The following is a 20,899-nucleotide window of genomic DNA, read 5'->3' as shown; positions in this document are numbered from 1 at the left end:
GCGTGCTCCTATCGGGCCTGTGGCAAGCCGGCCGTTTCCACGGGCGCCGGAGCGCCGAACGCTGGACAGCCATCTGTCGCTGGTCGCTCTGTGGTGGCCGCCGTCTCCTGGGGCTTCAGGACATGCTTGCTGATGAATCGGACGGTGAAGTCGCGGAAGTGGTCGTTCCAGAAATCATTGTGATCGGCGATCAGCTCGGGCCCGGCCTGGATGACCAGGTAAGGCATGTGCTTCGGTACAGGCGGCAAGATCCTGGGCCGCTCGGCTTGCGTGAGGCGGAACGGTCCGAGCGTGGTGGACGGTCCAGTGCTGGCCCGGTCAGCGTCTGCTGAGGGACGTGGCGGGCCAATGTCCTTCGTCATTTCCAGCTGATGGGTACGATAGCGATCGAGGTGCCCGACCGTGTGCATCACGGTCTCTCGCTCGCCCTCGTGCGGCGCCGATTGCGCAAGGGTGTAGAGGCGGCCCGCCGGGAAGGCCAGGCGGGTCGCCCTGTCTGCGCGCGAGGTGACGATGGCCATGACCGGCCGCTGCCAGCGAGGGTAGCAGCCGCGCGAGAGCGCGGCCTGCCAGATTGGCTCATACGAAGCGCCCTCGAAGGCCGGATTGACCAGCAGCACGAAGTCACCAAAGCTCTTGGCTGTACGGTAGTTGCCAGCATGGTCAAGTTGCAGTCCGCGCTCCAGGATCGCCGAATGCAGGGCAGTGTAGGTGACAAGGCCACCGAAACTATGGCCGATGAACACCAGTTGTGTCTCCCTGCTTTCCGCGAGTTGGTCGCTGGCGCTCCAGCCATTGGCATAGGCGCGAAACTGGTTCAGTTCGACGAATAGTTGTTTGATGGAGCGGCCGCCAACGCGCTCGGCAGCATTCTTGCGCGTCCAGAACGTGATGTTCTCTACGATGGGAATCGGGATAGTGGAGCCGCGCCATCCGATGTAAACGCCAACCACGGTGCGCGGTCCGCTGGGTCGCTTTGACGCCCGCTCGATCGTCGTCAATTGTGTAAGCAGTTTGCGGAAATCGTCCAGGTTGCTGTCGCCCTCTTTGGCATTGTGCTTCCAGCCATGGGTGTATGCGACAATCAGCATCGATTTCTTTTCGCGATGCAGGGTCTGCAGCTTGGCAAACAGGGCCTGGCGCTGACGCATGTCCTGGAACCAACCCTGGTCATCGAATTCGACATGCGACAGCACGTAACCGGTGTCAACGCCGGCATCGACTGGGGCGTGTAGGGTGCCGTCGGCGCCGGCCTGGTAGGGGCCGTCCGCCACGCAGGCGGACATCAGCACGCCGGCCAGGACCAGTACTGACGAGCGAAGCAAGGTAGGCATACGGCCTCCTGAATCCAGGGAGTAGCCTTCGATGAAGGATCGCGCTAGTGATGGCGCGTGGGAAATCAGCTGAACAGTGCCTGGTGCTCAGCTTGTCGACGGTCAAGTTCGGCAAGCATTGTTCGTTCGGGCATGTCCTTGGCCCATCGGGGGCGCAGCTGGAAATGAGGCTCGTCGACGAACGAGTTCCAGTTACCGCCCCATTCGAGGCCCAGCCCCAGACCGATCGCACCGACCGCCTTGTACGAGGGAGAGTGATCGAGATAGCGGCGACCATCGAATACGCCGATGTCGAAGGCAATGCCGAAGTTATGGTTCGATTGTCCGCCGCGGGCATTCGTGACGATCTTGCCCGGCGCGGTGCGCCCCTGGGCAAACAGCGCGTCCTGTTCGGCGTAGCTGCGGGTGCCGCTGATCACTTTGATGACGATCCCTTGCGCTGCGGCGCGCTCGACCAGTGCGATGGCGAACGGTCGTACTTCGGGTTGCAGGGTAGCGACCGTACGCGCGCTGCGCTCGTCGAGCGCGCCCGGGTCGGCTTCGGTGGGTGGCGCATCGCCGACGATCCGGCCGTAGACGGCAGTCCATGTCAGTGGACCGGCTTTGCCATCGGGCTCCAGGCCAAGACGGGACTGGATGGATTTGATCATCATTTCGATATGCATGCCGGCCTCCTGGACCGTGGAATATCTTCCCGCCCGTTTGTTGCGCACATGACGTGCGTTCGGTAACGCGTCAACCTGTCATCCATGAGCTACATGGCGCGGGCCTGGATGCGATCCTTTTTGCCAGGCCTTGCTATTTCACTGCAAGCAAAAAGCATCGTAATTTGTTCTGCAACAAATTGACGCATAATGCATGAGGCAAAAATTTGATCTGCCCCAAATCGGAACTCTTTTCTATGCTGTAAGGGTTAATGTAGCACCAGAATTGTGGATATTTAAATAGCCAATTCGGTAGAGAAATCGCGCGATATATTTCTTCAAGAAAAATGAGGGGCATGGCTGCTGGCCGACATGAAGCAGAGGTGTCGCGCAGGCGTTCCGCGCCTGGACTGGTCCAGGCCGAGCTCCCCTCCACCTGGCCAGCTCAGCTTGCGTTGCTAGCCCCACGCGCAGCCAGGGCCGGACAGCCCGCTTTAAAAGATCGACCGTCACCGACATCTGCAAGGTGCGCGGCGCCCCCAGCGCCAAACTGGACAGCAAAGGCATGCCCCAGTAAGCCTTGTTGGCGATGTTGCTGACGGTGCCGCGCAGCGTCACCCGGCGTCCTCCGACGACAGCGCCATAGCGCGCCCCGACATCGAAGGTGGTGCGGCCCGCGGCGGCCAGCTTATTGTCGGCGCTGATGTACTGCTTCGACACCGAAGTCGCATTACCCGTCAGCGTCAGTCCCGGCAGCGCCGGCACATCCCATTCCACCCCAGCCTTGCCCTGCAGCTTGGGAACACCGGTAGCCTGCTTGCCGACGCTGGCGGCGAGCGCCGAGCGCGTGACTTCCGGGTCGACCCAGGCAACGCCGCCCATCGGGCGCAAGGCAGGCGTCGCTTTTGGAAGGAACACCCATGAATTCGCCACAACGCCCCGCGGGGCGTGGCCGCCCGCCCACGATCACGCGGATCCGCATTGCCGATGCCGGTATCGCGATGGGGCTACCCAACATCACCTTTGTCGGACTGGCCGCTGCGCTCGGTGTCAGCCATATGGCGCTTTACAGGCACGTGGCCTGCCTGGAGGAACTCAAGCGGCTGGTTGCCGAGGAAATCTTCAGTCGTTGGGAAATCCCACGGGCCTCGCGCGAAGAAGACTTGCGCGCGTACCTGTGTGGTTTCGCCACATCGGTGCGCGACTTCGTCAAGGCCCATCCGGGCGTGACGCCCTATGTCATTCGCCGCCTGGCGGCGACGGAATCGATGATTGCCAGGATCGACAGCCATCAGCGGCATATCGCCGAGGTGTACGCGATTTCCAGGGAGCAGGCGCCCTGGGCGCTGGCCACGGTGGCGTTCCACAGGATGGCGGTGGCGGACACGGTGTACTCGGTGGCGGGGCGGGAGCCTGGGGTCGACGCCGGGCGTGCGGCGGAAGAAGCGGAGATGGAGAGGGAACTGGAGCAGGGCATGCTGGCGCTCATTGAGGGTGTACTGGCAAGGCTGGAGACGGCGGGCAGGTAGCGAATTTCTCTGTGGACGCCGGCGAACATCCGCAACAACTATCTTGTCATTTCGCGCATCGTGGAGCGGGCCGATTTTGCCGAGGACTCGATCGATTTCCTGCTGAACCGCTGCCAGTTCGTCGTGTTCGAGCTGACCGATATCTCGGAGGCATTCCAGTTCTTCGATTCGCAGAACGCGCGCGGGCGCGATCTCGACCCGCATGACCTGCTCAAGGCTTATCACCTTGAGCTGTTCATGCGCAACTGGTCGAAAGGGCGCTCGGCCCGCTATTTCGGCAAGGACGAAACCCATCTGTTCAAGGGCATCAACCTCGACACGGCGGCTGCCTATCCCCATGCCGAGCAGTTGCGCATCGTCCACCACTTCGTCGAGGCCTGTAACCGGCGGTCCGGGCACGGCGGCGATGGCCGCGCCACGCTATGGCGTTTCGCCTGGACCAGACGATCATCAACGGCCGCCGCTTCTTCGGCATTACCGCGCACTACCAGGAGCGGATCGCATCGATTCGCGGCTGTCCGGCGCCATCAGGGCCCCCTGCAGGCTATCCAAAAAATAGATAACAGCTAGTCGGTTATCGATATTATTTCCTTTCGGCACTATGCCAGAATCCTGCGATTGCGTTGCTCAACCCGTCATCGACCGTCGTCCGGCGAGCGGCTAACACGATCGACACCTCAAACTGGGAAAACACGCGCGCCACTGCAACATTTCCCTGCAATGGGATGGATATTCCATGCCCTGCGGCCTGCCAGGAAATCCGGTTGTATCGATGTCAAACCTGTAGAAGTCACATTCCGTCATCGAGATATTTATATATACGGTTCAGACCGTTTGGATGCATTCGTGGGCGGCTGACACGCCCAGTCAGAAGATATCGTTTGGAGTATTGATGAAGAACTTGAATATCGGTAAAAAAATCGCCGTCGTCTTCGGCGTCGTGCTGGTCGTCGCGGTGGCGACCACGATCGTCGGCCTGTGGCAGCTCGGCCGGGTCACGGAATCGACCCGCCATTTGATGGACACGTCGCTGGCCAAGGAGCGCCTGGTCAGCGACTGGTACCGGACCATCTACGGCGGCTCGCGCCGCACGATCGCCATTGCCAAGAGCGCCGACAGTTCGCTCGTGAGCTTTTTCGCTGCCGATTCGGCCCAGGGCACCAGGGAAGTCGAGGAGCTGATGGCGAAGGTCAAGCCGCTGCTCAATTCAGCGCAAGAGCAGCGCCTGGTCAGCGACATCGCCGACGCCCGCGCTGTCAACAACGCCATGCGCATCGCCGTGGCCGAGGCCCGCGCGGCCGACGACAACGACACGGCCAACCGCCTGATCGACGAGAGGTACGTGCCGGCTTCGACGCTGTACCAGGCCAAGCTGCGCGAGCTGGTCGAGATGCAGCGCAAGGCCATCGACGCCGAAGCGCGCAAGATCGAGGACGCGGGCGCATTGAGCCTGCGCCTGCAGGGCGCCCTGAGTGTATTCCTAGCGCTGCTGGTCGTGGGCGCCGGGCTCCTGCTGCGCAACAGTATCGTGGCGCCGCTGCAAGAGGCGGTTGGCGTCGCCCGGCGCGTCGCCCGCGGCGACCTCAGTGCCGACATCGTCGTACACAGCCGCGACGAGGCCGGCCAGCTGCTGGCGGCCTTGCGTGACATGAACGACGAACTGCGGCGCCTGGTGACGCAGGTGATGCAGGGCGCCGGCCATATCGCCGGCGCCGCCGACGAAGTCGCGGCCGGCAACCTGGAACTGTCCGCGCGCACAGAACAGCAGGCCAGCTCCCTCGAGGAGACCGCGGCGTCGATGGAAGAGCTGACCTCGACCGTCAAGCAGACGTCGGACAACGCGCGCCAGGCCAACGGGCTGGCCGGTTCGGCCAGCGAGGTCGCGCTGCGCGGCGGCGCAGTGGTGCGCCAGGTGATCGAGACGATGGGTACGATCGACGCGTCGTCCAAGAAAATTGTCGACATCATCAGCGTAATCGACGGTATCGCCTTCCAGACCAACATCCTGGCGCTGAACGCTGCGGTCGAAGCGGCTCGCGCTGGCGAGCAGGGCCGGGGATTTGCGGTCGTCGCCGCCGAGGTGCGCAGCCTGGCCCAGCGTTCGGCCGCGGCCGCCAAGGAAATCAAATCCCTGATCGACGCCTCGGTGTCGAACGTCGAAGCCGGCAGCGTGCTGGTCGATCGGGCCGGCAACACGATGGAGGAGGTAGTCGAGAGCATCCGCCGCGTGGCCGACATCATGGGCGAGATCAGCGCAGCCACCCGCGAGCAGACGCTCGGTATCGAGCAGGTCAACGAAGCGGTCAGCCAGATGGACCGGACAACCCAGCAGAACGCCTCGCTGGTCGAGGAAGCCGCCGCCGCCTCCGAAACCCTGCAGCGGCAGGCGGCCGGACTAGCCGCTGCGGTCCGCGTGTTCAAGCTGGACGGGATACCAGCGGGGCAGCTGCGCGATTCGACGCCCTCGACTGCACCGGTTCACCCGCGGCTGGCGTCGCCCGTCGCCCCCGGTTGAGTCGGTGGGCGCTCCCGGACGCGGCGCCGGGAGCGTTTCTTTGTGGAATTAGTCGAGGCTTTTCTGTTATGCTCATGATGAGACAACGTGGCATGTCATCAATGGCTGGCGAAGGTCCTCCGCTTGGTCGAGCGCCAGGTGGATGAGGCGCCAGACGTTGCCGCCTGGTTTCAATTCCGCCGGTGACCGTATGCGACATCGGTCGTCGCAAGGACCCATATCATCACCACTCCTGATCTTGATAACGGACGAGTCCCGAACGACACCATGAAAGCTGTTTCAGATATTGCGCTTGCGCGTCCCTTCACGCTTGACGACATCATGCGCCGCAAAGGCGACACTTGCCTGAGCGAGCGCCCGACAGCGAGAACGAAGAGCCAATGAAGAACGAAACCGACCACGTCGCACAGCCGGCCGCGCTGGGCACGCGCATCATGAGCGTCGATGCGCTGCTGTCCGAGGCCGCGCTGCGGATCCCGCCTTACCAGCGTCCCTATAAATGGACCGCCAGGAACGTCCAGCAACTGTTCGGCGATATCGCCACCCACAAGGACAAGCCGTCCTATCGGCTCGGCACCATCGTCCTGCATCGGCAACACGGTCGCCTGGACATCGTCGATGGCCAGCAGCGCACCATCACCCTGCTGCTGACGATCAGGGCGCTGGTCGCACTGCGCTTGCCGGGATTGCTGCACACCGCGCTGCAAGCGCAGTTGCGCAGCCTGGGTGAGGGCATGATCCAGCCCGGTTTCGAGAGCGAGATATCGCAGGCGAACATCCGCAACAACTATCTCGCCATCTCGCGCATTGTCGAGCGGGCCGATTTTGCCGAGGACTCGATCGATTTCCTGCTCAATCGCTGCCAGTTCGTCGTGTTTGAGCTGACCGATATCTCGGAGGCATTCCAGTTCTTCGATTCGCAGAACGCGCGCGGGCGCGAACTCGACCCGCACGACCTGCTCAAGGCTTATCACCTGCGCGAGTTCGACGACGACGAGCAGGTCAAGGCGAACACGGTGGCGCGCTGGGAGAATGCCGACAGCGAGGATCTCGCCGAGCTGTTCGCCCGCTATCTGTACCGTATGCGTAACTGGTCGAAAGGGCGCTCGGCCCGCTATTTCGGCAAGGACGATACCCATCTGTTCAAAGGCATCAACCTCGACACGGTGGCGGCCTATCCCCATGCCGAGCAGCTGCGCATCGTCCACCACTTCGTCGATGCCTGCAACCGGCAGTCCGGGGGCGGCGGCGACGGCCGCGGCATGGCGTTCCCGTTCCGCCTGGACCAGACGATCATCAACGGCCGCCGCTTCTTCGACATGACCGCGCACTACCAGGAGCGGATCGCATCGATTCGCGGCAAGCTCGGCCAGGTTCGCCAGCTCGCCGAGGCGGGATCGCTCGACGGTTACGCTGGGCGCATCGTCAAGGATATCGACACGTACGAGGGCAGGGGCCGAGTCGGGGACGGTTTCGTGCGCACGATGTTCGATTGCCTGCTGATTGCCTACATCGACAGGTTCGGCCTGGCAGACCTCTCGCGGGCTATCGAAAAAATCTTTATCTGGGCCTACACAGTCCGCCTGCAAATGGAAACAGTGCAGCTCCCTACGGTGGATAACTATGTGCTCGGCAATAACCTGTTCAGGGTGCTGGGCGACGCCATCACGCCGGCCGATTTCCTCAGCCGCGAGTTGCCGGCGGTCGAGCATATCCGCTCGACCAGGACGACGAAAATCAACCAGCTCTTCAAGGACATGAGGTACGCGGCATGAGCGAACGGATCTGCCAGTTGTCGATCGAGGCACTGCTGGGCGAGAGCGGGGACTACGTGATCCCCATGTATCAACGAAACTACGCCTGGGACGAGGCCGAGATCTCCCAGTTGATCCAGGACGTGATCGACTATCTGCCGAAGGAAGGCGCGGCGCCGCAGAACTACTATATCGGCACGCTGGTCGTGTTCGCGCGCCAGGGCCCTGGCAGCACCGTGTACGAAACCATCGATGGCCAGCAGCGCTTGACGACCCTGTCCCTGCTCGTGTCGCACCTGAAGAACAGCGGCGAGTCCGGCCTGGACTGGTACGGCGCCCCGCGCCTGCGTTTCGAGAGCCGCGAGCGCTCCCAGAAGACCTTCGCGGCGATCTTCGCCGGGGCGCTCGAGCCCAAGGCCAAAGGCGCGCTTGCAGCCCAGGACAGCAATCCGTCCATCGTGAATGGCTACCGGCTGATCCAGAAGATCCTGCCGCGCAAACTGAAAGAGAACGGTGTCGAGCGGCGCCGCTTTACACGCTACCTGCTCGGGAACGTGGTCCTGATGCGGGTGTGCGTACCGCCGCAGACCGACCTGAACCACTATTTCGAGATCATGAACAGCCGCGGCGAGCAGCTGGAGAAACATGAGGTGCTGAAGGCACGCATGATGGAAGCCCTGCGCGACGATGCCGCGCCGGAGCGAAGCCGGCACTGCCTGCATACCGTGTGGGAGGCGTGCGCGAACATGGAGCGCTACGTCCAGATGGGGTTCACGACCGCCCAGCGCGATGCGGTATTCGGAGCCGGCGACTGGAGCCGCTTCGAGCCGACCGGCTTTGCCCAGTTATGCGATGCGCTGGCGCTCCAGGCCGCCGACGACGGCGCCGAACGCATCGCGCTGACGCTCGACCAGATCCTCGATCCGGCCACGCCAGCGCCAGGCGCTACCGGCGGGACGGACGCCAGGGGAGAAGAGGCGCCCGAGCGTTTCCACGCCGTGATCAACTTCCCGAACTTCCTGCTGCACGTGCTGCGTGTCATGACCGGGCAAAATGTCCCGCTCGACGACAAGGCCCTGATCGCCGAATTCGACAGGCACGTATTCAGGGCGAGCGACCCCGCTGCGAAGATCAAGGACTTCGTCTTTGCCCTGCTGCGCTGCAAGTACCTGTTCGACCACTATGTGATCAAGCGCGAATTCGTGAAAGGGACGGATGGCTGGAGCCTCAAGCGCCTCAAGTGGAATGCCTCGGGCGCGCGCAAGGGCGCAGGACGGCCAAGCTACGTCAACACCTTCGGCGCCGATGACGAGGGCGAGGAGGCGGCCACGGGAGACAACCGGCGCATACTCATGCTGCTGTGCGCGTTCCACGTCTCGACGCCGACGCGGGTCTACAAGCATTGGCTGAACGCCGCGCTCAAGCACCTGCATGATGCGCGGGAGGTGCGGGAAGCGGTCTACCTGGAGCACCTCGAATCGGTCGCCAGGGCCTTCGTGTTCGACCGCTACCTGGCTGGCGAGGACAGGGCGGAGTACTTCGACATCATCTACGGCCGCGATGGCCGCTGCACCCGGCGTCGGGAAGACGTCGCGGACGGCGGCCGGATCGCATCCGGCCTGGCCTATGGGCAGATCGAGAACAACCTGGTCTTCAATTACCTCGACTACCTGCTCTGGTTGAAGCACCGGGAGAACGATGCGGTGATGGCCGGGTTCGAATTCACGTTCCGCAGTTCGGTGGAGCACTATTATCCGCAGAACCCGATGGAGGGACAGGCGCAGCTCGAGCCCGACATGCTGGACGCGTTTGGCAACCTGTGCCTGATCAGCCATGCCAAGAATTCACGGCTGAGCAACTTCATGCCCGCGGCCAAGAAGGAGTATTACCGCAACAACCGCATCGACAGCATCAAGCAATACCTCATGATGGAAAGCAGGGAGTGGGACGTTGCCGCGATCCGCGCACATGGACAGGCAATGTCAGCCGTCCTGGTCGACAGCCTGGAGCCAAGGATGAGCGCCGACATCCCGGAAGGCAGTCTCGTCGCAACCTGACAGCGCAGGGCCGCAAGCGACCGCCGGCATTGCGACGCTGTTGCGACATCTTTTGTCGCACCCGCTGTCAGACTACCCGCTCCACCGTCTTCCACTCCCTTACAATGCTTGCCACTGTCGCCGCCCCGTCCTTTCCTTCCATCTCGCGCGCCCAGTGCATGCAATGGGTAGGCTGCGATGCCGGCCAGGGACCGCTCGCCTTCCTGCTGATGCATGTGACGGCCGATCCGCGGGGTGTGCTTTCAGGTGCGTCCGACTGCCGGGCCCTTGCGTCCGTACGCTGCGTGCTGCGCAGCGGGATGGTCTATGCGCTTGGGATGCGAGGTCCGCGCAATGCGCTGCCCGACGCATGCCGCGTGCTGGCCGCAGCGCTGCCGCAGCTTGGCTATGACGAAAGCCGCTTCTCCCATCTCGAGCGCGACATCGCCGCCGCCCTCCAGGCAGCGGGATACGCTGCCGTGCAGGCCACCCTGGAACGCAATGCCACGCTGCTCGCGCAGCCGGCCATGACCGCCGCGCAGGTCGACTGGCTGATCTCGTCCATCGGCGCCCGCCGCGGCGATGACCATGCGCAGCACCATGGCGACGCGGATGGCGATCGGGTGGTGGCGGCCTACCTGGAACACCTGGACGACCAGGCGCGGGACTATATGGCGGACGCGCGGACAGTGTGCGGCCAGCCCGTCGATCGCCTGGCGGTGTACAACTTCATCGTCGGCCAGGGGGGAAGGAGCTGCTACCGTGTCCAGGCGCTGCGCCTGTTGCCCTGGCTATTGCCGCTCCTGGCGGCGCCGGATCGGGGCCGGCTCCGGCGCGACATTGCGGCCGTCGCCAGGGCGATCGACGGCGCCGAGCCCTTGCACGATGCGGTCGCGCGCGCTTTCGACGTGCCGCGCGAGGTGGTGCGCTGGCTGGGTACCCGCGCGCTGCCCGCGCACTGGCAGCTGGACGATGTGCGCCTGCCAAAGCTCCTGGCCGCACTGTCCTGGCTTGCGCCCGAGCGGCGTCCGCGCTCGCCCGCGCAGTTCGACGACCTGATGCAGCTATGTGGCGTGCTGGCCGCGGTCTTCAGGTTCCGCGACAGTTTCGGCGATCTTCGGATGAGGGCGTGGTCGGAGCTGCACGGTCCATGCATGCGGCGCTGGCTGGCCGAGTGCCGGCAACCCGGATGGGCGCAGGATGCCATGCGGCGCGACGGACGGGGCTTTGCCGCGGAATGTGCGGATGCCTCCGATTTCCTGCGCGCGCTGGTCGACGCTGTCGAATACAGGCAGGATGCCGGCGACCGGGCGGCGCTGGCCGTGGTCGCGCGCTGGGCCGCCGGCATCGGGCTGCGGCGCATGCTGGCCCTGTCGCGCCGCTGGCATGCGGAGGCCTTCGGGGCGGGGGGCGCGCTGGCGGATGAGCCAGGCGTCGTGGAGCAGCTCGAGGTGGCGGACTGGCCCGCCATCCTGCCGGAGCCCATGCACTTCGGCGGGATCGTCGTCGTCGAGCTGGCCAGTGCCACGCAACTCCGTGCAGAAGGCATGCTCATGCAGCACTGCGTCGCCTCCTATGCTGGCGCCTGCCACAGCGGACAAAGCGCCATCGTATCGTTGCGTGCGGCATCCGGCGTCGTATTGTCGACCGCCGAGCTGCGGCTGGTCGACGGCGACTGCCCGCGGGTGGCAGTGGAACAGCATCGGTCCACCCGCAATGGCGCCCCCAATGCCGAGTGCGAGCGCGCGCTCGAGGCCCTCGTTCCACGCCTGAACGGCGAGGCGGCGGCAGCGCTGTTGCAGGCGCGGATCCGGTTCCAGCAAGACCAGCGAGGGCGGGCGCGCCCGCTGCGACAGGCGCGGGAGGGGCACGCCCACCGCGTGGCGCTGCGGCTGGCGGGAAGCTTGCTGGAGGACATGACGACGCCCGCTTGACTGCCTTGCCACGGCCTGGCAGGCCGGATGGTGGCGCGTCGGCGGTGATCGGCGCGCGGCTCAGGGGGCCGGATCGCCGAGGCCTTCGAGCATGACGGCCGTATGCCGTGCGACCGCCTGTTCGAATGCGCGCTTGTCGGCGTCCAGCTGGCCGGCCAGCAGCGTGCCATCCTGCTCTTCCCTCCAGACGATGAAGTGCCGCCAGAGCTTGATCGACTGGCCCGAGCCCCAGACGAAATCGTGCAGTTTCTTGAGATCGGGCGTCAGCGCGTCGGCAGGGCGCAGCTGCAGATTTTCACCAAAGATGCGCTGCAGCAGGATTTTCTGCACTGCGGCGTCGCCCGGCGGCGCGACGTACAGCTTGATTTCGATGTCGCCGTGGGTCTTGCGGAACTCGGCCTGGTAGAACAGGTTCCACTGGCCGTCGGTCTTGAGGCCTTCCACGACTGTCCAGCTGCGCGGGATGAAGCGCACCCTTAGCGTCTTGCTGCTCGCGGTAGTGATGCGTTCCCAACGCGTCGTGTCTTCCAGGATATCGTCGATGACGCTCCATACCAGGATGGCGCCTTTCTCGCGTACCACGCGGCGGCAGGCGTCGAGGACCGTCTTGTGCAGGCGATACGTGCTGGCCCAGGGCACCGCGTCCCAGCTGTGGACGCCGTCAAGGTCCTTGATCCGTTCGTTGAGGACGCGCAGCGCGGGAGCGTACCGGGCGCTGTTCGCCAGCGCCGCCTTGTCGGTTCCGGCGGCTTCCTGGCTGGACAAGCCATCGATCAGGGCCTGGTAATCTTCGAGAAAATCGCGGACCCGCCCGTCGAGTTCGGTGCAAGCGGTGAGCGCCCCGCGCAGGGCGTCGCTGACGTGCCTGCCCCAGTAGACGGGCCGCCAGTGCGGGCTGCTGACGTTCTCGGCCGGGCCCAGCGTGAGATAGCACTTCGCCACGTCGACCTGCGGGAAAAGGCGCTGCAGCGCATCGTCATAGCGCTGTAGCTGCGCGGCGCCCTCCTGGCTATCGATCTTGGCCTCGATCGCCAGTACCCAGGTGCGGCGATCGGCGGTGCGGCCCTCGACCAGGATGTCGAGGCGGTCCCTGGTATTGACGTCGTCGCCGGGCGGCTCGCTGTCTTCGACCAGCTTGCCGCTTGGGCTCAACACCAGTTCGGTACGGATCTCAACCAGGGGCGAGGCGAGCGGTGCATGCGATCCGAGCACCTGTTCCAGAAAGCGGTCGAGGAATGCGGGGCCCATGCCGTGCGACCCGAAGGGGTCGAGCAGCCAGGCCAGGGTGTTCGTGTGACGCAGCTCGTAGCGTTCGACCCGCAATACGCGAAAGGGAGTGAACCGGTTGAGCTCCTTGCTGAGGAGAGCGAAGGCGTCGTCCTTGACGAGCGCATCGAGGTTGGCGGCAAGCGTATGGTCGAGATCGGAAATGGCGTGCATGTCTGTCGTGTCGATAGTGGCAATATCAGTCATCAAGGAGCGCCGGAAGGTATTCGGATCGCTGACGGCTGGAGCTGGATCCGGTAAGGGATCGGGAAAAGGTCTATGATATTCCCTTTACCAACGCACCTGACTTTCGCCCATGACGACTTCCAGCTACCCCGACATCCGCCTCCTGATTGCCAACGAATGGGTCGACGCCAGCGGTGGCAAGACCATTCCGGTCGTGAACCCGGCCACCGGTCAGCCGATCGGCACCGTGGCCCATGCCGCCGTCGCCGACCTCGATCGCGCGCTGGCCGCTGCCCAGAAGGGCTTCGAGGCATGGCGTGTCATTCCCGCCGCCGAGCGCGCGGCCACCATGCGCCGCGCCGCGACCCTGCTGCGCGAGCGCGCCGGCGACATCGCCCGCCTGCTGACCCAGGAGCAGGGCAAACCGCTGGCCGAGGCGAAGATGGAAGCCATGGCCGGCGCCGAGATCATCGACTGGTTCGCCGCCGAAGGCATGCGCGTGTATGGCCGCATCGTCCCGTCGCGCAATCCAGCCGCCCAGCAGCTGGTGCTGAAGGAACCGGTCGGCCCGGTCGCCGCCTTCACGCCGTGGAACTTCCCGATCAACCAGGTGGTGCGCAAGCTGGCCGCGGCCTTGGCCACCGGCTGCTCCTTCCTGTGCAAGGCGCCCGAAGAGACGCCGGCGTCGCCGGCGGCGCTGTTCCAGTGCTTCGTCGATGCCGGCGTGCCGCCGGGCGTGGTCGGCCTGGTGTTCGGCGACCCGGCCGAGATTTCCGGCTACCTGATCCCGCACCCGGTGATCCGAAAGGTGACCTTCACCGGCTCTACCCCGGTCGGCAAGCAGCTCGCGGCCCTGGCCGGCGCCCACATGAAGCGCGTGACGATGGAACTGGGCGGCCACGCGCCGGTGATCGTGGCGGCCGATGCCGACGTGGCGCTGGCGGTCAAGGCCGCCGGCGGCGCCAAGTTCCGCAATGCCGGGCAGGTGTGCATTTCGCCGACCCGCTTCCTGGTGCACAACGCGGTCAAGGACGAGTTCACCCGCGCCCTGGTCAAGCACGCCGAAAGCCTCAAGCTGGGCGATGGCCTGCAGGATGGCACCACCCTGGGGCCGCTGGCCAATCCGCGCCGCCTGACGGCGATGTCGCAACTGGTGGACGATGCGCGCGCCAAGGGCGCCGTGGTGGCCACCGGCGGTGCGCGCGTGGGCGATGCCGGCAACTTCTTCGCGCCGACGATCCTGGCCGACGTGCCGCTCGAGGCCAGCGTGTTCAACGACGAGCCGTTCGGCCCGGTGGCGGCGATCCGCGGCTTCGACAGCCTCGAAGACGCGATCGCCGAGGCGAATCGCCTGCCGTTCGGCCTGGCCGGCTATGCCTTCACCAGCTCGATCAAGAACGCCCAGCTCCTGATGAACCGGGTCGAAGTCGGCATGCTGTGGATTAACCAGCCGGCCACGCCGAGCGCCGAGCTGCCGTTCGGCGGCGTCAAGGATTCGGGCTATGGTTCCGAAGGCGGCCCAGAGGCGCTGGAATCCTATCTCAATACCAAGGCTGTCTCGATGGTCGGCGTCTGAGCCCGCCGGGCCCGGTCTATTCTTCCGGATCGGGCTTCACGCGGGTGAGCTTGTAGTCGGCGGCGGAACGCTCGAGCGCCAGGCCCAGCACGTCCTTCAGGTCGTCCGGGTCGGCGCCGTTGTCGAGCTGGCGTTTCGCGAAGGTGTTGCGCAAGGTGCGCCCGCCCGAGCGCGCCAGGTCCATGCCGGCGCGCTCGAAGGTCGCCCGCATCTGCATATAGACGGTCTTGCGTGTCATCCTGGCGCCCGTCAGGTTGGCCGGAAAGACGAACTGGCCCGGGAGCGCCATCGCTTCGCGCTCCTGCAACCAGGCGCCGAGTTCGTCGGCGCCTTCGCGGGGGAGGGCGACCGTGTGTTCATGGCTGGTGTCATGCTTTTCGTCCGGCGTGATGGTCAGCAGGATCGAGCCGTCGATCGCCGCCTGGCGGCCCACCTCGGGCAGCAGCAATCCAACCGCCTCCGACACCCGCAGGCCGGCCAGGGCGATGACGACCTGCATCGCGCGGTCGCGCCGGCGCTTCCAGCCGTCGAACGGGGTGGAGCGCCTTTGCCGCGGCGCGTCTGCCGGCAGGGCCGCGAAGAAGCGCTGCAATTGGTCTTCGGACAGCGTGCGGCCCGCGTCGTCCTTTGCCATATGCGCGCGGTCGATGTTCAGGATCGCCAGCTGCGCCGGATTCGGCGTGACGCCCAGGTGTTCGTAGCAGCGTTCCAGCAGGCGCAGGTAGCGGTAGGCGATCTTGCTGTTCAGGACGCGCTTGCCCTTGACGGTGCGGCCGATGAAGCGCAGCAGGTCGGCCTGCGTGACCCGGGAGAAGGCGAGGCCGTGTTCCTGGAACCAGCTTGCCACGTTGTTGAACATGAACAGGTAGATCTTTGCCGACTCGGCCGACAACACCCTCAGCGTGCCATCGGCGCGCATCCGGCGGCCGGTTTCGGCAAATGCCGGGGTGGACACGAAGTCCCTGAACGAGCGCACCGGATCGGCATCCCACGAAGTATGGATCGGCATGATGAGTCGCCTCGGATGGAGAAGCCTCGATCCTAACATAAAACGTAACTAACCAACGCGAGAATACCGCAACCCGAATATATTCGATGCCGCTGACTTCGAATCCGATCACGATATACAAGCAAGCAACCAGGAAAGGGCGGGCGGCGGCTTGCCCCGGCCCTGGACACTTGAAGCCGGCCTGCGCCGCTAGCGAAGGCCGCCGGATTCGCGCGTCGTCATTTCCGGACAGCGATGCATTTGACTTCAACGAGCAATCCCGGATGGGCCAGCTCGACGACACCGACGCAGGTCCAGGCACAGCGGCCGCGCGGGAAGACGGAATCCTTCACGCGACGAAACACATCCATATGCTGCTTCATGTCCACATGGTAGGTGGTCATGTCGACGACGTCGTCGAAGGTGCAGCCGGCTTCCGCCAGTACCAGCCGCAGGTTGTCCCAGCAGGCCGCGAACTGGGCCTCGGGGTCGGCGATGACTTGCAGGTCCGGCGTGCGGCCTACCTGTCCCGCGCAATAGACCGTGGTCCCGACCACGACGGCCGGTGCATATCCCGCGCGTTGCGCGAGCTCCCGCATGGATGCGGGAACGATGATTTCCTTGCCGGGCAAGATGGCTCTCCTTTCAGGCGATGATACACGGAGCCGGAACCGGGCCCGACCGGGGCCCCATTCCTCGCTCGACAGGCTACGGCATGACGCCGCGCAGGCGGGTCGGTGCAACATCGGTGAAGTGCGGCAGGTCCGCCATCACACTCGCCAGCTCCGGCGACGAGAATGAGGCCTGCATCGCCGCTTCGTCACGGAAGACGCACTCGCAGACAGCGATGGTGCCTTCTTCATCCAGGGCAGGGAAGAGCGCCGTCACGCCCAGCAATCCATACTTGCTCCAGGCCTGCATGCACAGGGGCAGGTGGCGCGTCACGTAGTAATCGCGATCGAAGCGGGTATCCGGCGTCCCCTGGTAAGAGACGTAGACGATGACCGAAGAACTGTTTGCATCCATTTGTTGGCACTCCCGATATGGCGCCAGCGAGGCGCCGGTGAAAAAAAACCTGCATGCCAGCTGGCTCAGGCGTCGCTCGTGCGGCGCGCCGCGGCGGCCGCGGCGCCGGGCTGCCAGGCGAGCGTCATACCCAGCACCGCGCCTACCGCCAAGCAGGCCGCGATGCACAGGATGGCGACGGTGAAGGCGTGCGTGGTCAATGCCGGGTCGTCGTGGACGCCGCGGATGGTGTAGAAGATCCCGCCGATCAGCGCCACGCTCAGCGCGGTGCTCACTTGCAGGGTCGAGCTGGCGACTCCGGCGATCATGCCCGAGAAGGCTGGCGCCACGCGGCCCGTGATCATCCGCATCAGCGGCGGCAGGGAAAGTCCCTGCCCGAATCCGATGACGAACAGGATCGCGGCCAGGGGCACCGACGGTGGCGCAACCCCGGTCGGCGTCGTCGTGACCAGCCATGCCAGGCCCAGGAAGCCCGCGGCCAGGGTTCCCATGCCGATCGGATTGACCCAGTCGCCAAATAAACGCCTGCCGAACGGCGTGGTCAAGGGTCCGAGCAGGTAGCCGATGCCGAGGGGCAGGAACACCAGGCCCGCGTCCAGTGCGCTCACCCCCAGCGCATTTTGCAGATAGACCGAGAACAGCAGGAAGAAGGCGGCGATCGTGTAGAACAGCAGCGCGATGACCAGGGCCCGGCCCAGCCCCGGCGCGCGCAGCGCCGCCGGATCGAGCAGGGGCCAACCACCGGCGCGCGCCAGCCTGCCTTCATGACGCCAGAAGAACCACGCCAGCAGCGGCGCCGCGGCCAGCGAGAGCCAGGACCACCACGGCCAGCCGGCTTCTCGGCCTTCGATCAGCGGCACGATCAGGGCGCCGAGGGTGACGATCGACAGCAGCGTGCCGCCCGGATCCAGCCGGCTTGCGCGCGGCGCGCGCGTCTCTTTCAGCAAGGGGATGCCGAATACCACGACCAGGAACGCCACCGGCAGGTTGACCAGGAAGATCGCGCGCCAGCCCATGCCGAACAGGTCGAGCGAAATCAGGATGCCGCCCAGCGCCTGTCCGATCACGGAGGCCAGGCCGAACACCGCGCCATACAGGCCAAGGGCGCGCGGTTTTTCGGCTTCCGGGAAGATCGCCTGGACCGAGGCGAGTGCCTGCGGCGCCATGATCGCCGCCGTCACCCCCTGCAGGGCGCGTCCGGCGATGAGCGCCCACGGCGACCACGCCAGGCCGCACAGCAGCGAGGCGGCCGCAAAGCCCACCAGGCCGACGAAGAACATGCGCCCGCGGCCGAACAGGTCGCCCAGCCGGCCGCCGGTAATCAGGGTCACCGCATACAGCGCGGCGTAGGACGAAATGACGAGCTGTTCGGCCGATGACGACGCGCCCAGCTCGTGCTGGATCGACGGGAGCGCGACATTGACGATGAAGAAATCCAGCGGCGGCAGGAAGGAACCGACCAGCAGGACGGCGAACATGGCCCAGCGGCGCGGCTCGGGTAATGGGGTTGCTGTGTCTTGATGCATGTAATTCTCCATAAGGAACTAAATGGTTCCAAAGTGGGCAAAAAAAATCAGTCGAGGATGCGCATGGCGGTGTCGACGATGGCGATCATCTCGGCCTCGGGCACGCCGGTCTTCCCCAGCACCCGCATGCCCTGGATCTGGCACACCAAAAAGTGCGCCAGCACCTGGGCGTCGCCTGCCGCGATCTCGCCATCGGCCTGGCCGCGTGCGATCGCGCCGGCATACAGTTGCTGCAGGCGCCGGAACATGCGCCCGGTGCGCTCGGCGATGTCCGGGTCGTGCGTGCCGACCTCGGTGGCCATGGCCACGATGAGGCAGCCACGGCGTCCGAGGTCGCCCGAAGACAGCGCGGCCAGCCGCAGCAGCGAGGAGCGAATCGCCGCCTTTGCCGACCCAGGTTCAGCAAGGAGCTCCGCGGTGATCTGCAGGCCTTTGTCCATGTACAGGTCGAGCGCCGCCAGCAGCAAGCCCTTCTTGTCGCCGAAGGCCTTGTACAGGCTGCCGCGCGACAGGCCGGTGCCCTCGATCAGGTCCGGCAGGGAAGCACCTTCGTAGCCGCGGTCCCAGAACACGTCCATCGCGTCGCGCGCGGCGACGTCGAGCTCGAATTCGCGGGGACGCCCGATACCGGACTGGTTGGCCATGATGTCGTCGCCTGTCGTGATGGGATATGTGAACCGATTGGTTCCTATGTTAGCATCGGCCGCCCGTCATGGCAAGCGGCGATCAGAAGGCGCGCAGCACGCCCATCGCGCCAGCCAGCTTGTCGGACACGAGCGAGGTCTCGCTATGCGTCATGAGCAGCTCGTGCGTGGCGCGGGTCATCGCCACGTACAGCAGGCGCGCCTCATCGGCCGGATCTTCTTCGTCCTTCGATGCCGCGCCGATGCCGGGGATGCAGACCAGCGGGAATTCGAGCCCCTTGCTGCTGTGCATGGTGATCAGTTTGACGCTGTCGTGCGCAGGGGTGAACGACTGCTTGCGATCCTGCTGCCACTGGAATGGAATGCCCTTGCGCGCGAGGGCATCGACGACCAGCTTGCCGATCCCGTAGCGGCGGTAGACGACCGCCATCTCGTTCCAGGGCGTACCGAGCCGGTTGGCCTCGACCAGGCGCTCGGCCAGGAACGCCGCTTCGTCCTTCAGCGTGGGCAGGGTGATGAACAGCGGTTTTGGACCGCGCCGTCCAGCGCTCATCGGCAGCACCGTCGGCGCCTGGTCTTCCTCGGCGTCGCTCGGCGCCAGCAGCTGGTCGGCGAATGCGCGCGCCACCGCCAGGATCTCGGCCGTGTTGCGGTAGTTGAGCTTCAGGATGGTGGTGCGGCCCTTGGCCTGGATGCCGACGCTCGAGAACGAAAACCGCGATCGCTTGCGGTCGCCGCCATAGATCGACTGGGCGTCGTCGTACAGCACCAGCAGCGAGTTCGAGTCCGGATGGACCATCTGCACCACCAGCTTGAACCATTCCGGCTTGAAGTCATGGCCTTCGTCGATCAGCACCGCGTCGTATTGCGCGGACGGCACCAGGCCCTGGTCGACCGAATGGATCACGCGGTCCACGCAGGCTTCGAAGAAGGCATTCGCATCGCCATCGTTGACCGGCTTGCCCGCGTGGTAGGCGTCGAGCTGCCGCACGCACCAGGCATGGAAGGTGGCGACATGGACCTTGTCCTGCAAGCCCTTCGTTTCCATCACGCTGGCAAGCTTGGTCGCCAGCGTCTTGTTGTAGCACAGGACCAGGATCGGCCGTGCGGACGATTTCGCCAGGTGTTCGGCGCGGTAGCCGAGGATCAGTGTCTTGCCCGAGCCGGCGACGCCGTGGATGACGCGATGGCCTTCGCCCAGGCTGCGCGCTAGTTGTTCCTGCTGCAGGTCCATCACGCGCAGTACGTCCGGCAGCTCGACCGTCAGTTTCCCCGGTTCGTCGAAGGCGCCGGGTTGGGCCGGGATGCGCACTTCGGGGAATATATGCCAGCGGATGCGGTCGATCTGCGGCAAGCTCAGTTTCATCTTGAACTTGATGGGGAACATTTGCCAGAGCCGCCCCTGGAAGGCCTCCGCATCTGCGCCCTCCGTCATCTCGTCCTGGCAGATGACGAGATGCGGCGGCATGACTTCGCCCAGCTCGGCCTTATCGAACTGCTTGCGGCTGATATTGCTCAGCACCACGCCGTGGCCGTAAGGAAAGAACGGCTTGCCTTTCAGCGATCCGCTTGGCCACACCAGTTGTGGGTCGCGCTCGAGCTTGTTGGTGACGGCGAACATGTACTGGCTTGCCTGCTCCAGCGGATTCTGTACCTGCTTGATGCCGGCGTCGGTGAGAATGCCGACGGTCTGCTTGTCGATGCTGCGGATCGTCTCGGGACGCCAGTCCTTGACCTCCAGCACCAAGAGGCCCCGGTTCGGATGGAAGACCACGAAGTCCGGATGCTGCGTGCGCTCGCCGATCGAGACGTCATACCAGCACAGGTAATCGTCTTCCAGCTTGTCTTCGAGGCGGGCCGCCAGGCGCCGTTCACCGGGCGTCATCCGCGAGGCGCAGGCGCCGATCGAAGGAATCAGCGTTGCCATATGCGCTCCTTTGT

At 65.0% G+C, this 20,899-nt stretch carries 17 protein-coding genes; 7 read left to right on the top strand and 10 right to left on the bottom strand.

Annotated features, from left to right (window positions below; genetic code table 11):
• Positions 1-8: 8 nt before the first annotated feature.
• The 3 genes from E8M83_RS14855 to E8M83_RS14845 all read right to left on the bottom strand — a co-directional run bounded on the left by E8M83_RS14855 (position 9) and on the right by E8M83_RS14845 (position 2,896).
• A complete protein-coding gene (locus E8M83_RS14855; RefSeq protein WP_137174118.1) occupies positions 9-1,334 on the bottom strand; it encodes a hypothetical protein in 1,326 nt (441 codons plus the stop codon).
• Between the two features lie 65 nt (positions 1,335-1,399).
• A complete protein-coding gene (locus E8M83_RS14850; protein ID WP_137174117.1) occupies positions 1,400-1,999 on the bottom strand; it encodes a M15 family metallopeptidase in 600 nt (199 codons plus the stop codon).
• Between the two features lie 234 nt (positions 2,000-2,233).
• On the bottom strand, positions 2,234-2,896 hold the full coding sequence (locus E8M83_RS14845) for a TonB-dependent receptor domain-containing protein (protein ID WP_229491540.1): 663 nt from the start codon (positions 2,894-2,896) through the stop codon (positions 2,234-2,236).
• Positions 2,897-2,898: 2 nt separating this feature from the next.
• On the opposite strand from E8M83_RS14845, the gene E8M83_RS14840 reads away from it, so the two are divergent.
• The 6 genes from E8M83_RS14840 (at position 2,899) to E8M83_RS14815 (ending at position 11,746) form a co-directional block, all read left to right on the top strand.
• Positions 2,899-3,507 (top strand): TetR/AcrR family transcriptional regulator, encoded by a 609-nt coding sequence (locus E8M83_RS14840; protein WP_137174115.1) that lies wholly within the window; start codon positions 2,899-2,901, stop codon positions 3,505-3,507.
• 60 nt (positions 3,508-3,567) lie between these two features.
• Positions 3,568-4,077 carry a hypothetical protein gene (locus E8M83_RS14835; RefSeq protein ID WP_206077464.1) on the top strand — a complete coding sequence of 170 codons (510 nt, stop codon included), beginning with the start codon at positions 3,568-3,570 and terminating at the stop codon, positions 4,075-4,077.
• Positions 4,078-4,399: 322 nt separating this feature from the next.
• The gene (locus E8M83_RS14830) at positions 4,400-6,022 is read left to right on the top strand and encodes a methyl-accepting chemotaxis protein (protein WP_229491539.1); all 1,623 of its coding nucleotides are present in this window, start codon (positions 4,400-4,402) and stop codon (positions 6,020-6,022) included.
• A gap of 380 nt (positions 6,023-6,402) precedes the next feature.
• Positions 6,403-7,797, top strand: a complete 1,395-nt coding sequence (locus E8M83_RS14825) for a DUF262 domain-containing protein (RefSeq protein ID WP_137174113.1) — start codon at positions 6,403-6,405, stop codon at positions 7,795-7,797.
• The gene (locus E8M83_RS14820) at positions 7,794-9,833 is read left to right on the top strand and encodes a DUF262 domain-containing protein (protein ID WP_137174112.1); all 2,040 of its coding nucleotides are present in this window, start codon (positions 7,794-7,796) and stop codon (positions 9,831-9,833) included. Before E8M83_RS14825 ends, E8M83_RS14820 begins: the two co-directional genes overlap by 4 nt.
• Before the next feature lie 158 nt (positions 9,834-9,991).
• Positions 9,992-11,746, top strand: coding sequence for a PcfJ domain-containing protein (locus E8M83_RS14815; RefSeq protein WP_137174111.1), 1,755 nt, complete (start codon positions 9,992-9,994; stop codon positions 11,744-11,746).
• A gap of 60 nt (positions 11,747-11,806) precedes the next feature.
• Here the strand turns inward: E8M83_RS14815 and E8M83_RS14810 are convergent, their stop codons facing one another.
• The gene (locus tag E8M83_RS14810) at positions 11,807-13,186 is read right to left on the bottom strand and encodes a PD-(D/E)XK nuclease family protein (RefSeq protein ID WP_170976814.1); all 1,380 of its coding nucleotides are present in this window, start codon (positions 13,184-13,186) and stop codon (positions 11,807-11,809) included.
• A gap of 142 nt (positions 13,187-13,328) precedes the next feature.
• Here E8M83_RS14810 and E8M83_RS14805 point away from each other — a divergent pair, with 142 nt between their 5' ends.
• Positions 13,329-14,774, top strand: coding sequence for an NAD-dependent succinate-semialdehyde dehydrogenase (locus E8M83_RS14805; protein ID WP_137174109.1), 1,446 nt, complete (start codon positions 13,329-13,331; stop codon positions 14,772-14,774).
• Positions 14,775-14,790: 16 nt separating this feature from the next.
• Here E8M83_RS14805 and E8M83_RS14800 read toward each other — a convergent pair whose 3' ends face one another.
• The 6 genes from E8M83_RS14800 to E8M83_RS14775 all read right to left on the bottom strand — a co-directional run bounded on the left by E8M83_RS14800 (position 14,791) and on the right by E8M83_RS14775 (position 20,885).
• On the bottom strand, positions 14,791-15,783 hold the full coding sequence (locus tag E8M83_RS14800) for a site-specific integrase (RefSeq protein WP_170976813.1): 993 nt from the start codon (positions 15,781-15,783) through the stop codon (positions 14,791-14,793).
• 218 nt (positions 15,784-16,001) lie between these two features.
• Positions 16,002-16,394 (bottom strand): RidA family protein, encoded by a 393-nt coding sequence (locus tag E8M83_RS14795; protein ID WP_137174107.1) that lies wholly within the window; start codon positions 16,392-16,394, stop codon positions 16,002-16,004.
• A 76-nt stretch (positions 16,395-16,470) separates the two neighbouring features.
• A complete protein-coding gene (locus E8M83_RS14790) occupies positions 16,471-16,788 on the bottom strand; it encodes an EthD family reductase (RefSeq protein ID WP_137174106.1) in 318 nt (105 codons plus the stop codon).
• 65 nt (positions 16,789-16,853) lie between these two features.
• Positions 16,854-18,314, bottom strand: a complete 1,461-nt coding sequence (locus E8M83_RS14785) for an MFS transporter (RefSeq protein WP_229491538.1) — start codon at positions 18,312-18,314, stop codon at positions 16,854-16,856.
• A 47-nt stretch (positions 18,315-18,361) separates the two neighbouring features.
• Positions 18,362-18,958 (bottom strand): TetR/AcrR family transcriptional regulator, encoded by a 597-nt coding sequence (locus E8M83_RS14780; RefSeq protein ID WP_137174105.1) that lies wholly within the window; start codon positions 18,956-18,958, stop codon positions 18,362-18,364.
• A gap of 82 nt (positions 18,959-19,040) precedes the next feature.
• Positions 19,041-20,885, bottom strand: a complete 1,845-nt coding sequence (locus E8M83_RS14775) for a 3'-5' exonuclease (protein ID WP_137174104.1) — start codon at positions 20,883-20,885, stop codon at positions 19,041-19,043.
• Positions 20,886-20,899 lie beyond the last annotated feature (14 nt).

This window comes from Massilia sp. HP4 (assembly GCF_005222695.1).
GTDB lineage: Bacteria > Pseudomonadota > Gammaproteobacteria > Burkholderiales > Burkholderiaceae_D > Telluria.
The sequence above is the reverse complement of the archived record's forward strand: the minus strand, read 5'-3'. Positions and strand labels throughout refer to the sequence as shown.